Here is a 14,275-nt window from a genome sequence, read left to right as displayed (position 1 = left end):
TCGATGGCGAAAAAAAGGGGCGCTCGTCGCGCCCCTCTTCTCGTGTGCTTACCGAAGCATCACACTGCGTCAGCCGAGCTCGGCCACGAGCTCCGGCACGAGCGCGAACAGATCGCCGACGAGGCCGTAGTCGGCCACGCTGAAGATCGGTGCTTCCGGATCCTTGTTGATCGCGACGATCACCTTCGAATCCTTCATGCCGGCCAGATGCTGGATCGCACCCGAGATGCCGACCGCGATGTACAGCTGCGGTGCGACGATCTTGCCGGTCTGGCCGACCTGGTAGTCGTTCGGCACGTAGCCCGCGTCGACTGCCGCGCGCGATGCGCCCAGGGCTGCCGACAGCTTGTCTGCCAGCGGCTCCAGCACCTTCGTGTAGTTCTCGCCGCTGCCCAGGCCACGGCCGCCCGACACGATGATCTTCGCGCTCGTCAGTTCCGGACGGTCCAGCTTCGTCACTTCACGGCTCACGAATTGCGACTTGCCAGCGTCGGCTGCCGCTTCGATCTTCTCGACCGTCGCGCTGCCGCCTTCCGCTGCCACCGGATCGAAACCCGTCGCGCGCACCGTGATCACCTTGATCGGGTCGCTCGACTGCACCGTCGCGATCGCGTTACCCGCGTAGATCGGGCGCTCGAACGTGTCGGCCGAATCGACCGCCGTGATGTCCGAGATCTGCGCGACGTCCAGCTTCGCGGCGATACGCGGCGCAATGTTCTTGCCGTAGGCCGTCGCCGGCGCGAGGATGTGCGAGTAGTCCTTCGCGATGTTCAGCGCCGTCGCTTCGACGTTTTCCGCGAGGCCCGCTTCGAGTTGCGGCGCGTCGGCCAGGAGTACCTTCGACACACCTGCGATCTTCGCTGCTGCATCCGCTGCCGCTTGCGCGTTGTGTCCCGCGACCAGCACGTGGATGTCGCCGCCAATCTTCGCTGCCGCCGCCACCGTGTTCAGCGTCGCGGCCTTGATCGACGCGTTGTCGTGTTCTGCAATCACCAGAATCGTCATTTCTTTCCGCTCCCTCTTACAGCACCTTGGCTTCGGTCTTCAGCTTCTCGACCAGCGTCTTCACGTCCGGCACCTTCACGCCGGCTGCGCGCTTCGGCGGCTCGACCACCTTCAGCGTCTTCAGACGCGGCGCAACGTCCACGCCCAGGTCTTCCGGCTTCACGGTTTCCAGCGGCTTCTTCTTCGCCTTCATGATGTTCGGCAGCGTCACGTAGCGCGGCTCGTTCAGGCGCAGGTCGGTGGTGATCACCGCCGGCAGCGTCAGCGACAGCGTTTCCGCGCCGCCGTCGACTTCGCGTGCGACCGTTGCCTTACCGTCGGCCACCGTGACCTTCGACGCAAACGTCGCTTGCGGCAGGCTTGCCAGCGCAGCCAGCATCTGGCCCGTCTGGTTCGAATCGTCGTCGATCGCCTGCTTGCCGAGGATCACCAGTTGCGGCTGCTCCTTGTCGACCAGCGCCTTCAGGATCTTCGCGACGGCCAGCGGCTCGACGCTGTCGGTCGACTCGACCAGGATCGCGCGATCCGCGCCGATCGCCAGCGCCGTACGCAGCGTTTCCTGCGCTTGCGCGACGCCCACCGACACGGCGATCACTTCGGTCGCCACGCCCGCTTCCTTCAGGCGCACCGCTTCTTCAACCGCGATTTCGTCGAACGGGTTCATCGACATCTTCACGTTCGCAATGTCGACACCCGTGTTGTCCGACTTCACGCGGACCTTCACGTTGTAATCGACCACTCTTTTCACTGGCACCAGGATTTTCATGCACACGCTCCAAAGTTACGAATACGACCAGAGGCCATTCTATAGCGAGGCCTCATGACTGCGCGGCCAAGCGGACCCAACCTTCGTGGTTGTCGAGGATACCGCTTCTTGGCGACGCGCCAATGATAGCGAACGGTCGTTCTATTTTAAAAGAGAAAAAACCCGGACGCAAAGCCCGGGTTTTCGATCATCGACTCTAATCTCGCCGGGCGCCCGTTGCTTCGCCCGTTACCAGGCGGCAATGACCGCTCCGCCGAACTTGCCTTCGATGAACTGCTTCACATCGGCCGAATGATAGGCCGCGACCAGTTTCGCGACCCACGGCTTGTTCCGGTCCGCCTCGCGGATCGCCAGGATGTTCGCGTACGGGCCGTTCGGCCCTTCGATCGCGATCGCGTCCTGTTTCGGTTTCAACCCCGCTTCCATCGCGTAGTTGGTGTTGATCGCGGCCGCGTCGACGTCGCCGAGCGAGCGCGGAATCTGCGCCGCATCGAGTTCGACGATCTTCAGCTTGCGCGGATTGTCGACGATATCGAGCGGCGTCGCCTTCAGCCCCGCGTCCGCGCGCAGCTTCAGCAGGCCCTGCTTTTGCAGCAACAGCAGCGCACGGCCGCCGTTGGTCGGATCGTTCGGGACCGCGATACGCGCGCCCGGCTTCAGTTCGGCCAGCGATTTCACACGCTTCGAATAGATGCCCATCGGGAACGTGACGGTATCCGCGACCTTGATCAGCTTGTAGCCGCGGTCCTTCACCTGCGCCTGCAGATACGGATCGTGCTGGTAGCTGTTCGCATCGAGGTCGCCCGACGCAAGCGCGGCGTTCGGCTGCACGTAATCGGAGAATTCGACGATGCGGATCTCGAGGCCGCTCTTCGCGGCGACCTTCTTCACCGCTTCCATGATCTGCGCGTGCGGCCCGCCCGTCACCCCCACCTTGATGGTTTCGGCCTGTGCGTGCGCGCCCGCGAACAGCGCGGCCGCGCCCAGTGCCACCGCGAATTTCAGCATGAAGCGTCGTTGCATCGAGTGTCTCCTGACCAATCGGTCTTGTTTTACTTGTGGCTCAGCCGGCGGACGAGCCAGTCGCCGAACGACTGCACGATCTGCACGAACACGATCAGGATCGCGACCACCGTCCACATCACTTCGGGCAGATAGCGCTGGTAGCCGTAGCGGATCCCGAGATCGCCGAGGCCGCCGCCACCGATCGCGCCCGCCATCGCCGAATAGCCGACCAGCGACACGAACGTGATCGTCAGGCCCGCGACGACGCCCGGCAGCGATTCGGGCAGCAGCACCTTGAAGACGATCTGCGACGTGGTCGCGCCCATCGATTGCGCAGCCTCGATCAGCCCGCGGTCGACTTCGCGCAACGCCGTCTCGACGAGACGCGCGACGAACGGCGCGGCCGCGAGCGTCAGCGGCACGACCGCCGCGGCCGTGCCGATCGACGAACCCGTGATGAGCCGCGTAAACGGAATCACCGCGACCAGCAGGATGATGAACGGCGTCGAGCGGACGGCATTCACGATGCCGCCGAGCACACGATTCACAGCGAGGTTCTGCAGCACGCCCTGACGGTCGGTCAGGTAGAGCAGCACGCCGAGCGGCAGGCCGACGAGCGCGCCAACCACCCCGGAGATGCCGACCATGATCAGCGTCTCCCAGAACGACTGCACGAACATATCGAACATCTCACTCAACATACGAAAGCTCCTCTACCACCACACCTTGCTCGCGCAGAAACGCGAGTGCCTGCCCGACCTTGCCCGGCTCGCCGCCCGCGAGCACCGCGAGCGAACCGAATGCCTGCCCCTGGATCTCGTCGATCTGGCCGTGCAGGATGTTGAAATCGAGCTCGTACCGGCGGATCGTCTCCGACAGGATCGGCTGGTCGACCCCCGAGCCCGTGAACGCGAGCCGCAGCAGATGCCCGCTGCCCGTCTTCAGCCGCTCGGCCACACGCGCCTTCAGCGCGGGCGGCAGCTCCTGTGCGATCACGTCGCCAATCAGCGCGCGCGTCACTTCGTGATGCGGCTGCAGGAACACGTCGATCACACGGCCTTCCTCGACCACGCGCCCCGCATCGAGCACCGCGACGCGATCGCACACCTGCTTGATCACTTCCATCTGGTGCGTGATCAGCACGATCGTCAGGCCAAGCTCACGGTTGATGCGCTTCAGCAGGTCGAGGATCGAGCGCGTGGTCTCGGGATCGAGCGCGGACGTCGCTTCGTCCGACAGCAGCACCTTCGGCTGGCTCGCGAGCGCGCGTGCGATACCGACGCGCTGCTTCTGCCCGCCGCTGATCTGCGACGGATAGCGATCCTTCTGCGCGGACAGCCCGACGAGGTCGAGCAGCGGCAGCACGGCGGCCTCGATCTCGGCACGGCTTGCGCCGGCCAACTCGAGCGGCAGTGCGACGTTGTCGAACACCGTGCGCGATGACAGCAGGTTGAAGTGCTGGAAAATCATGCCGATCTCGCGGCGCGCCTCGCGCAGTGCGCCAGCCGGCAGCAGCGTGAGATCGCGCCCGCCGACGACGACATTGCCTTCGGTCGGCCGCGTGAGCAGGTTGATGGTGCGCACGAGCGTGCTCTTGCCTGCGCCGCTTCGGCCGATGATGCCGAACACCTCGCCCTGCGGGATCGTCAGGTTGATGTTGCGCAGCGCCTCGACCCAGCCGCCCGGCCCGGGAAATCGCTGCGAAAGATTGCGTAATTCGATCATGTAAACAAAACGGCGGCCGGCCGGCGAGTTGGCCCGCCAGTCGGCCGCCGATGCATCTGGAATAACCGTCGATTTTACCGCAAACCCCTCATTCCCCTTAATAATCGATTTCGATCTTTTCATAACTACACGAAATTAGAGGAGCGCCGCTGGCCCGCCGCAGGAATGCCGCGACTATGATCCCGGAACACATGCCAACGAACAGGGGACACGCCAGATGACCGCCACCACCACGCCGGCCGCCGCACCCGCCACCGCCGGACCGGCGCCTTCGGCGTCGCCCGCGCCGACCATGGGCCGGCTGCGTACCGCTGACGGGCTCGAACTGGCGTCGTACCGCTGGCCGGCCGGCGACGGCACCACGCCGCCCCGCGCGACGATCGCGCTCGTGCACGGCCTTGCCGAACACGCGGGCCGCTATGCCGCGCTCGCCAGTCGGTTGAACACGGCCGGCATCGACGTGCTCGCGATCGATCTGCGCGGGCACGGCCAGTCGCCCGGCAAGCGCGCGTGGGTCGAGCGCTTCGACGGCTACCTGAACGACGCGGATGCGCTGGTCGCTGAAGCCGCGCGCGGCAATTCGCCGCTGTTCCTGATGGGGCACAGCATGGGCGGCGCGGTCGCGGCGCTGTACGCGATCGAACGCGCGCCGGCACGCGGTCAAGCACTGACGGGCCTCGTGCTGTCGAGCCCGGCGCTCGCGCCGGGGCGCGACGTGCCACGCTGGATGCTCGCGGTGAGCCGCGTCATCAGCCGCGTCTGGCCGACCTTCCCCGCGATCAAGATCGATGCAGCGCTGCTGTCGCGCGACCCGGCCATCGTCGCGGCCAACCGCGCCGATCCGCTCGTGCATCACGGCGCGGTACCCGCGCGCACCGGCGCGGAAATTCTCGACGCGATGGCGCGCATCGAAAGCGGCCGCGGTGGGCTGCGCGTTCCGGTGCTCGTCTATCACGGCACCGAGGACAAGCTGACCGAGCCCGACGGCAGCCGCGCGTTCGGTGCGCGCGTCGGCTCGCCCGATCGGACGCTGACGCTATACGAAGGCGGCTTTCACGAAACGATGAATGATCTCGAACGCGACCGCGTGATCGACGCGCTGATCGCGTGGATTCACGCGCGCGTGCCGGCGCGCTGAGCGCGCCCGGCCGGTCGATCGATCATCAGATGCCGGCCAGCACGCGCAGGTGAGCGACGACGCTGCGCCCGAGCGCGGACAGGTTGTAGCCGCCTTCGAGGCAACTCACGATGCGGCCCTGTGCATGCCGGCGCGCCACGTCGACGATCTGCGCGGTCAGCCATTCGAAGTCGGCTTCGACGAGGCCGAGGTTGCCGATGTCATCCTCGCGATGCGCATCGAAACCCGCCGACACGAACAGCATCTGCGGCTTGAACGCATCGAGGCGCGGCAGCCAGAACATGTCGACGGCCTCGCGGATCGCCATCCCGTTGCTGCGCGCGGGCATCGGCAGGTTGACCATGTTCGGCGCCTGGTGATCGACGCCCGAGAACGGGTACAGCGGATGCTGGAAGAAGCTGCACATCAGCACCCGCTCGTCGTTCGCGAATGCGGCCTCGGTACCGTTGCCGTGATGCACGTCGAAATCGATGATCGCAACACGCTCGAGACCGTGTACGTCGAGCGCATGCCGCGCGGCAATCGCGACGTTGTTGAAGAAGCAGAAACCCATCGCACGCGCAGGCTCCGCATGGTGGCCGGGCGGACGCACGCCGCAGAACGCATTGGCATAGCGGCCTTCGATCACCGCGTCGGTCGCCGCGATCGCCGCGCCAGCCGCGCGCAGCGCAGCGCGCCACGTATCGCGGTTCATCAGCGTATCGGGATCGACCTCGACGTAGCCATCGACCGGCGTCATGCTCCGGATGTAGTCGATGTGCGCCTGCGTATGCACCCGGCCCAGCGCCACCTCGCTCGCGAACGGTGCGGTTTCGTGCACGATCAGGTCGTCGATGCGGCTCGCGATCAGCTGATCCTGGATCGCCGACAGGCGGGCCGGACATTCCGGATGCCATTCCCCCATCTCGTGCAGCATGCAGTCGGGGTGCGTATAGAAAGCGGTTGCCATAAGCTGTCATCCGCGGCGCACGATGCGCCGCAGGTCTCCATCAATGATGTCCATCGTCTGCCGCGAATTCGCCGCTAACTTACCACAACGGGGGCCCGCCACGCCCCGGCGCGCCGGATCCGTCGGGTATACTGCGCCGAACCCAATCGCCCTGTCCGCCCGCTTCGACATGAATTCCAGCAAGCCTGCCGCCCTTCTCTCCGCGCTGTTCCGTGTTCGCGTCCCGCTCGTTGCGGCCGCCGTGGTCGCGGCCCTCGGCGCCGCGCCCGCCGGCGCGCAGACGCAACCCGCGAAGTCCGCGGGCAAGCTCGTCGCACAGGCCCAGCCGCAGCAAGGCCAGACCTTCGAAGAGGAAATCGTTCCGCAGCGTTACGCGAACAACGCGAAGGTCGACGCGTTCATCGACGAGATGGTGAGCCGCAACGGCTTCGACTCCACCAGCCTGCACGCGCTGTTCTCGCGCATCAGCTATTCGGCGACGGCCGTCAAGCTCGTGAGGCCAGCCCCGTCGCCGACGGTCAAGAACTGGCGCGTCTATCGCTCGCGCTTCATCGAGCCGATCCGCATCAATGCGGGCGTGAAATTCTGGAAGGCGAACCAGGCAACGCTGCAGCGCGCGTCCGAGCAATTCGGCGTGCCGCCCGAGGTGATCGTCGGCATCATCGGCGTCGAGACGATCTACGGCCGCTACATGGGCAATTTCCGTGTGCTCGACGCGCTGACGACGCTCACGTTCGACTATCCGGACACGCCGAACCGCGACAGCCGCCAGGCGACGTTCCGCAAGAACCTCGAGGATTTCCTGGTCTGGACGCGCGACAACCAGCTCGACCCGACCACCGTGCTCGGCTCGTATACGGGCGCGATCGGTATTCCGCAGTTCCTGCCGAGCAGCATCCGCGAATATGCGGTCGACTTCGACGGCACGGGCCATGTCGACCTGCGCAGCAGTCCTGTCGATGCGATCGGCAGCGTCGCGAACTACCTGAAGCAGCACGGCTGGGAAACCGATCGCCCGGTGGTCTGGCAGATCACGCCCGATACGGGCAGCCTGGGGATCGCACAGGCCGCCGCCGACGGCCAGCCCGAACCGCACTGGGCGCTGTCGCAACTGCTGCGCGCGGGCATGACGCTGAACGAGCCGACGGTCAACATCACGACCGAAGCCGGTACGCCCGTGACGGTCGTCGACCTGCCGTCGCCGGGCCGTGCGACCGAGTACATGCTCGGGCTCAAGAACTTCTACGTGCTGACGCGCTACAACCGCAGCTTTTTCTACGCGCTCACCGTGTACCAGCTTGGCGAGGCCGTGAAGGCACAGATGGAAGCGAGCGGCGCACTTCAGCCGAGCGCCACCGAAACGCAGTCGCAGTAAGCACCGCCTGCCCAAAGAAAAAGCGCCGCACAAGCGGCGCTTTTTTATTGCACGTGCCCTGCGCACGCTTGCCCGCGGTCAGGCGGGAAACACGCCCGTGGACAGGTAGCGGTCGCCGCGATCGCAGACGATGAACACGATCGTCGCATTCTCGACCTGACGCGCGATGCGCATCGCGACTTCGCATGCGCCACCGGACGAAATGCCCGCGAAGATGCCTTCGACCGACGCGAGCCGGCGCGCCATCGTTTCCGCCGCGGCCTGGCTCACGTTCTCGACGCGGTCGACGCGGCTGCGATCGAAAATGGTCGGCATGTACGCTTCCGGCCACTTGCGGATGCCCGGAATGCGCGAACCGTCTTCCGGCTGCGCCCCGACGATCTCGATCGCCGGATTCTGTTCCTTCAGATAGCGCGACGTGCCCATGATCGTGCCCGTCGTGCCCATGGCCGACACGAAGTGCGTGATGCGCCCTTCGGTATCGCGCCAGATTTCCGGGCCCGTCGCTTCGTAGTGCGCGATCGGATTGTCGGGGTTCGCGAACTGGTCGAGGATCACGCCCTTGCCTTCGCGCTGCATCTGGTCCGCGAGATCACGTGCCAGCTCCATCCCGCCCTTCACCGGCGTCAGGATGATTTCGGCACCGTAGGCGGCCATGCTCTGGCGGCGCTCGACCGACAGGTCCTCCGGCATGATCAGCACCATCTTGTAGCCGCGGATCGCCGCAGCCATCGCGAGTGCGATACCCGTGTTGCCGCTCGTCGCCTCGATCAGCGTATCGCCCGGCTTGATGCGCCCGCGCGCCTCGGCCTTGCTGATCATCGACAGTGCCGGACGATCCTTCACGGAGCCGGCCGGATTGTTGCCTTCGAGCTTCGCGAGCACCACGTTGTTGCGCGCGCGAATCTCGTCGTCCGGCAAGCGGACCAGTTGGACGAGCGGCGTATTGCCGATCGTGTCTTCGATAGTTTTGTAAGCCATGGATATACCGTGAGTACGAGGCCGATCAATCAATCGATTGTAAACCACCAGCGCCGCTGCCCGCGCCGGCAACCCCATTGCGACGATGGAATACGCCTGCCGCGCGACGCGTGGCCGCCGCGTACACCGTGCCCACGCAAAAAACCCGCGGCATGCCGCGGGAAGCCGTCGCAACGACGGCGACTGAAGGAGCTCGTTGTCGACTTCGCGCGACGTGTTACTTCTGCGCGGTGCGGGCGGGCGCAGCCGCGGGCTTGCCGGCCGCCGGCTTGCCCGCGGCCGGCAGCGCGGCACCGGTGCTGGCCGCCCCTATCGTCAGGCCTTCCTGCTGAAGCCGCTCGACGGTATGGCCGCCCATGCCTTTCACGCGTGATGCGAGATCGTCCGCATTCCTGAACGGACCGCGTGCGCCGCGTTCATCGAGAATCGCCTTTGCCCGTGCCGGGCCGATGCCCTTGATGCCGACGAGCCCATCCTCGTTCGCGGTGTTGACATCGACGGCCGCCCAAGCCGACGCGATCGTACCGAGCATTGCCGCTGCGACCAACCATTTCCTGATCATGTGCTGGATCTCCGATGAATACGGCCGGCGGCTGCCGACCGTGAGACCCAGTCTATCGATGCAACGCTTCCGCTTAAACCTGGCCGGATAGCCAACGCACGTAGCGGTCGACACCTTCCTGCACGGTCAGGAACGGCGCGTCGTAACCGGCCGTGCGCAGCTTCGTCTGGTCGGCCTGCGTGAAGCACTGGTACTTGCCGCGCAACGCATCGGGGAACGGCACGTATTCGATCAGCCCCTGTTCGACCTGCTGCGCGAGCGTCAGCGGCGGCAGGTTGTCGAGCGCGCGCAACGTATTCACGACCGACGACGCGATATCGTTGAACGGCTGCGCGCGGCCGGTGCCGAGGTTGAAGATGCCCGACTTCTCCGGATGATCGAAGAAGAACAGGTTCACCTTCGTCACGTCCTCGACCGACACGAAGTCGCGCGTCTGCTCGCCCGGCGCATAACCGTTGTACTCGCCGAACAGCTTCACCTTGCCTTCCGCGCGGAACTGGTTGAAGTTGTGGAACGCAACCGACGCCATGCGCCCCTTGTGCGTCTCGCGCGGGCCGTACACGTTGAAATAGCGGAAACCGGCGATCTGGCTCTTCGCGCTCGGCAGCACGCGACGGATCACCTGGTCGAACAGGAACTTCGAATAGCCGTAGACGTTCAGCGGCGCCTCGACGTCACGCTCCTCGACGAAACGCGTCGAGCCGCCGTAGATCGCCGCCGACGACGCATACAGGAACTGCGTGCCCTGTGCGAGGCAGGTGTCGAGCACCGCGCGGCTGTAGCGGAAGTTGTTGTCCATCATGTAGCGGCCGTCAGTTTCCATCGTGTCCGAACAGGCGCCTTCGTGAAACACCGCGCGTACCTTGCCGAAATCGCCGCGAGCGAAACGCTCGACGAATTCCGTCTTGTCCAGATAGTCGTCGATCTCGCAATCGACGAGATTCCGGAACTTGTCCGCGCGCGTCAGGTTGTCGACGGCGATGATGCGCGTCTCGCCGCGCGCGTTGAGCGCGTTGACGATGTTCGCGCCGATAAAACCGGCTGCGCCGGTGACGATGAGGGTCATGATCGTCCTGCCTGAAAAGTGCGAGCGATGCGTGGGGCGCGCTTGTCGCGCCACCGCATGCGCTCAGTGAAACAGTTCGTCGTAGTCCACCGTGGCCGTGCCGAGCTTGCCGACCACGATGCCTGCCGCGCGATTCGCGAGCACGACAGCGTCGACGAGCGGCACGCCTGCGCCGAGCATCGTCGCGACCGTCGCGATCACGGTATCGCCCGCGCCCGACACGTCGAACACCTCGCGCGCGAGCGCCGGGGCGTGCAGTTCGCCGGTGGTGGAAAAGAGCGTCATGCCCTCTTCCGAACGCGTGAGCAGCAGCGCGTCGATGTCGAGTTCCGCGCGCAGCTTCGCGACGCGCGCGCGCAGATCGTCTTCCGATTTCCACTGCCCGACCACTTCGCGCAATTCCGCGCGATTCGGCGTGATCAGCGACGCGCCGCGATAGCGTGCCCAGTCGTCGCCCTTCGGATCGACGAGGACGGACTTGCCGGCCGCACGTGCCTTCTCGATCATCGTCGTGACGTGCGTCAGGCCGCCTTTCGCGTAATCCGACATCAGCACGACGTCGTGCTGCGGCAGCAGCGAATCGAAGCGCGCGAGACCTGCGAGCAGCACCTCGTGCGTCGGCATCGCCTCGAAGTCGACGCGCAGCAGTTGCTGCTGGCGCGCGAGCACGCGCAGCTTGATCGTGGTCGGCAACGCCGGGTCGCGCTCGAGATGCGGCGTCACGCCGCTGCTGGCGAGCAGCTCGACGATCCGCTCACCGGGCTCGTCGCAACCGACGACGCACAGCAAGCCGGCCTGGCCGCCGAGCGTCACGGCGTTGCGCGCGACGTTGGCCGCACCGCCGAGCCGCTCTTCCTGACGCTGCACATGCACGACCGGCACCGGCGCTTCAGGCGAAATGCGATCGACGTTGCCGAACCAATAACGGTCGAGCATCACGTCGCCGACGACAAGCACGCGCGAGCGCGCGATCTGCGCACGCGGCACCGGAACGACTTCGCGGAGAGTATTCATCGTGCGGTCAGCCACGGGAAGACGACTGGGGATCGACATACGGCCGGCCGATCGCATAGTAGTCGATGCCCAGCTCGGCCATCGCGTCCGGCTCGTACAGGTTGCGCCCGTCGAAGATCACCGGCACCTTCAGTTCAGCCTTCAGGCGCGTGAAATCGGGGCTCCGGAATTCTTTCCACTCGGTCACGATCACGAGCGCATCCGCGCCCTTCACGGCGACGTCCTGCGTGTCGACGAGATGCAGCCGCGCCAGCGCGCTCGCGTCATTGCCGAAATCCAGCGCGAACACGCGCCGCGCTTCCTCGATCGCGACCGGATCGTAGGCACGCACGGTCGCACCGCGTGCGAGCAGCGCGGCGATCAGGCGGCGGCTCGGCGCCTCGCGCATGTCGTCGGTGTTCGGCTTGAACGCCAGACCCCACACTGCGAACTCGCGGCCGGTCAGGTCGGCACCGAAGCGCTGCTCGATCTTGCCGATCAGCACGTCCTTCTGCGCATGGTTGGCCGCCTCGACGGCCTCCAGGATACGCAGCGGCTGGCCGTTCTCGCCGGCCGTGCGAATCAGCGCCTGGACGTCCTTCGGGAAGCACGAGCCGCCGTAGCCGACGCCGGCGTACAGGAAGTGATAGCCGATGCGCGGATCGGAGCCGATCCCGCGGCGCACGGCCTCGATGTCGGCGCCGACCTTGTCGGCGAGATTCGACATCTCGTTCATGAACGAGATACGCGTCGCAAGCATCGCGTTCGCCGCGTATTTTGCGAATTCGGCCGAACGCACGTCCATGTAGATCGTGCGCTCGTGGTTGCGGTTGAACGGCGCATAGAGCTTCTTCATCTTCTCGCGCGCGATCGTGCCCGTCTCGTCGTCGTCGACGCCGATGATGATCCGGTCCGGACGCATGAAGTCTTCGACCGCGGCGCCCTCTTTCAGGAACTCCGGGTTCGACACGACCGAGAAGCGGTGCGCGACGCTACCCGCCAGCCCGCGGGCGGCAAGCGCCTCGTCGACCACGCCGCGCACGCGCTGCGCGGTGCCGACCGGCACCGTCGACTTGTCGACGATCACCTTGAAGCCCGTCATATGGCGGCCGATGTTGCGCGCGGCTTCGAGCACGTACTGCAGGTCGGCCGAACCGTCCTCGTCGGGCGGCGTGCCGACCGCGATGAACTGGATCTCGCCGTGCGCGACGCTCGCCTCGATGTCGGTCGAGAAGCGCAGGCGCCCGGCCGCGCGGTTGCGCGCGATGATGTCCAGCAGCCCCGGTTCGTGAATCGGCATCCCGCCGTTGTTCAGGATGTCGATCTTGCGCGGATCGACGTCGAGACAGAAGACGTCGTGACCGATCTCCGCCAGGCAGGCGCCCGTGACGAGACCGACGTAGCCGGTGCCGATGATGGTGATTTTCATAGATGTTCCGGTACTTCCCGGTGATTGACTAACTTGGCCGCCGGGACGAGCCCGGCGACAACCGCAGCGCGTTGGCTCGGCGTGCCGGGATCAGCCCGGCATCGCTGGTTCGACGCGGCGCGGCGCATAGGTTTCCCAGCCGCTGCATCCGGGACACTGCCAATAGAAAAGCCGTGCCCGGAAGCCACAATTCTGGCACGTATACCGTGGCAGATTCTTCGTGCGCTGCTTGATCAGCGCACGCATCATTTCAAGTTCCTTACGACGCGGTTCGTCGGCCGCCGCGATTTGCGCATCGAGCAAATGCAGCATCCCTGACAGGTTCGGCGACTTCTCCATCTGCGTGCGCGCGAGCGTGTGCGCCGCGTCCTGGCCACGCAACCCCGCGATGTGCTGGTACGCGATGTCGAGCAGGTCGTTCGACGGATAGCGATCGATATACCCCATCAGCAGCTCGGCGCCTTCGGCGTTCTTGCCGAGCGCGACGTACGCCTTCATCAGCTTGTCGGCGACGAGCGGCAGATACGCCGGATTCTGCGCTTCGACGCGCTTCCAGTGCTCGATCGCGGCCGCGTGGTTGCCCTCCGCTTCCGCCGCGTCGCCGGACAGGACCGTCGCGCGAACGTTCTGCGGGTTCACGGCCAGCGCCAGGCGCAGCTGTTCGGCGGCCGCTGCCGCGTTCTTGCGTTGCAGCGCGTCCTGCGCGAGTTCGCAGTGGAACTGAGCGATTTCGACGCCAAGCGGCCTGTCGCTCATCGACTCGATGCGCTTCGCCGTATCGATCGACTTGTTCCAGTCCTTCTCGATCTCGTAGATCGTCAGCAGCGCCCGCTGCGCGCCGAGCGCGTAATCGCCGTCGGCGAGCTTGTGGAACGCCTCCTCGGCACGATCGAGCAGGCCGGCTTTCAGGAAATCCTGGCCAAGCTCGTACAACGCGTGGTCGCGCTCGTTGACCGGCAGGTCCGTGCGGCTCAGCAGGTTCTGATGCACCCGGATCGCGCGGTCGGTTTCACCGCGGCGGCGAAACAGGTTGCCGAGCGCGAAGTGCAGCTCGACCGTCTCGGGGTCGAGCTTGGCGACCTCGATGAATGCGTCGATCGCCTTGTCGGGTTGTTCGTTCAACAGAAAATTCAGGCCGCGAAAATACGATCGCGGCAGGTTGGCACTCTCCGACAGGAGATTCTTCAGGTCATAGCGTGACGCCGCCCAACCGAGCGCGAACGCGACCGGAATCGCGAGCAACCACCAGAAATCCAGATCCATGCGAAATATCGAAGCAGA

14 protein-coding genes are annotated in these 14,275 nt (G+C 65.6%); 2 read left to right on the top strand and 12 right to left on the bottom strand.

Features of this window, described 5'->3' with window-relative positions; genetic code table 11:
- Positions 1-69 precede the first annotated feature (69 nt).
- From QZM67_RS24640 to QZM67_RS24620, 5 genes are all read right to left on the bottom strand, one after another.
- Entirely contained in the window at positions 70-1,005 is a 936-nt protein-coding gene (locus QZM67_RS24640; protein ID WP_301807300.1) for an electron transfer flavoprotein subunit alpha/FixB family protein, read from the bottom strand.
- Between the two features lie 16 nt (positions 1,006-1,021).
- Positions 1,022-1,771 carry an electron transfer flavoprotein subunit beta/FixA family protein gene (locus tag QZM67_RS24635; protein ID WP_301807298.1) on the bottom strand — a complete coding sequence of 250 codons (750 nt, stop codon included), beginning with the start codon at positions 1,769-1,771 and terminating at the stop codon, positions 1,022-1,024.
- A 228-nt stretch (positions 1,772-1,999) separates the two neighbouring features.
- Positions 2,000-2,794 carry a MetQ/NlpA family ABC transporter substrate-binding protein gene (locus tag QZM67_RS24630; protein ID WP_043181879.1) on the bottom strand — a complete coding sequence of 265 codons (795 nt, stop codon included), beginning with the start codon at positions 2,792-2,794 and terminating at the stop codon, positions 2,000-2,002.
- 29 nt (positions 2,795-2,823) lie between these two features.
- Positions 2,824-3,477 carry a methionine ABC transporter permease gene (locus QZM67_RS24625; protein ID WP_301807296.1) on the bottom strand — a complete coding sequence of 218 codons (654 nt, stop codon included), beginning with the start codon at positions 3,475-3,477 and terminating at the stop codon, positions 2,824-2,826.
- The gene (locus tag QZM67_RS24620) at positions 3,467-4,501 is read right to left on the bottom strand and encodes a methionine ABC transporter ATP-binding protein (RefSeq protein WP_089439505.1); all 1,035 of its coding nucleotides are present in this window, start codon (positions 4,499-4,501) and stop codon (positions 3,467-3,469) included. The genes QZM67_RS24625 and QZM67_RS24620 overlap by 11 nt, the downstream gene beginning before the upstream one ends.
- 217 nt (positions 4,502-4,718) lie before the next feature.
- Here QZM67_RS24620 and QZM67_RS24615 point away from each other — a divergent pair, with 217 nt between their 5' ends.
- Positions 4,719-5,639, top strand: a complete 921-nt coding sequence (locus QZM67_RS24615) for an alpha/beta hydrolase (protein ID WP_301807288.1) — start codon at positions 4,719-4,721, stop codon at positions 5,637-5,639.
- 25 nt (positions 5,640-5,664) lie between these two features.
- Here QZM67_RS24615 and QZM67_RS24610 read toward each other — a convergent pair whose 3' ends face one another.
- Complete coding sequence (locus QZM67_RS24610; RefSeq protein ID WP_043181873.1) at positions 5,665-6,588, bottom strand: histone deacetylase family protein; 924 nt, start codon at positions 6,586-6,588, stop codon at positions 5,665-5,667.
- Positions 6,589-6,631: 43 nt separating this feature from the next.
- Between QZM67_RS24610 and mltB the strand changes: the two genes are divergently transcribed.
- Entirely contained in the window at positions 6,632-7,963 is a 1,332-nt protein-coding gene (mltB, locus tag QZM67_RS24605; RefSeq protein WP_301807286.1) for a lytic murein transglycosylase B, read from the top strand.
- Positions 7,964-8,041: 78 nt separating this feature from the next.
- Here the strand turns inward: mltB and cysM are convergent, their stop codons facing one another.
- The 6 genes from cysM to lapB all read right to left on the bottom strand — a co-directional run bounded on the left by cysM (position 8,042) and on the right by lapB (position 14,257).
- Positions 8,042-8,944 (bottom strand): cysteine synthase CysM, encoded by a 903-nt coding sequence (gene cysM / locus QZM67_RS24600; RefSeq protein ID WP_301807284.1) that lies wholly within the window; start codon positions 8,942-8,944, stop codon positions 8,042-8,044.
- 217 nt (positions 8,945-9,161) lie between these two features.
- A complete protein-coding gene (locus QZM67_RS24595; protein WP_301807283.1) occupies positions 9,162-9,506 on the bottom strand; it encodes a helix-hairpin-helix domain-containing protein in 345 nt (114 codons plus the stop codon).
- 73 nt (positions 9,507-9,579) lie between these two features.
- Complete coding sequence (gene rfaD / locus QZM67_RS24590; protein ID WP_043181867.1) at positions 9,580-10,572, bottom strand: ADP-glyceromanno-heptose 6-epimerase; 993 nt, start codon at positions 10,570-10,572, stop codon at positions 9,580-9,582.
- A gap of 63 nt (positions 10,573-10,635) precedes the next feature.
- Positions 10,636-11,586 (bottom strand): D-glycero-beta-D-manno-heptose-7-phosphate kinase, encoded by a 951-nt coding sequence (gene rfaE1, locus QZM67_RS24585; protein WP_175023128.1) that lies wholly within the window; start codon positions 11,584-11,586, stop codon positions 10,636-10,638.
- Between the two features lie 7 nt (positions 11,587-11,593).
- The gene (locus QZM67_RS24580; RefSeq protein WP_175023126.1) at positions 11,594-12,994 is read right to left on the bottom strand and encodes a UDP-glucose/GDP-mannose dehydrogenase family protein; all 1,401 of its coding nucleotides are present in this window, start codon (positions 12,992-12,994) and stop codon (positions 11,594-11,596) included.
- 90 nt (positions 12,995-13,084) lie between these two features.
- Positions 13,085-14,257 (bottom strand): lipopolysaccharide assembly protein LapB, encoded by a 1,173-nt coding sequence (gene lapB, locus QZM67_RS24575; protein WP_301807278.1) that lies wholly within the window; start codon positions 14,255-14,257, stop codon positions 13,085-13,087.
- Between the last annotated feature and the right edge of the window lie 18 nt (positions 14,258-14,275).

The organism is Burkholderia sp. AU45251 (genome assembly GCF_030482905.1).
Classification (GTDB): domain Bacteria; phylum Pseudomonadota; class Gammaproteobacteria; order Burkholderiales; family Burkholderiaceae; genus Burkholderia; species Burkholderia aenigmatica.
Note: the sequence above shows the minus strand (reverse complement) of the source record. Positions and strands in the feature narration are given on the sequence as shown.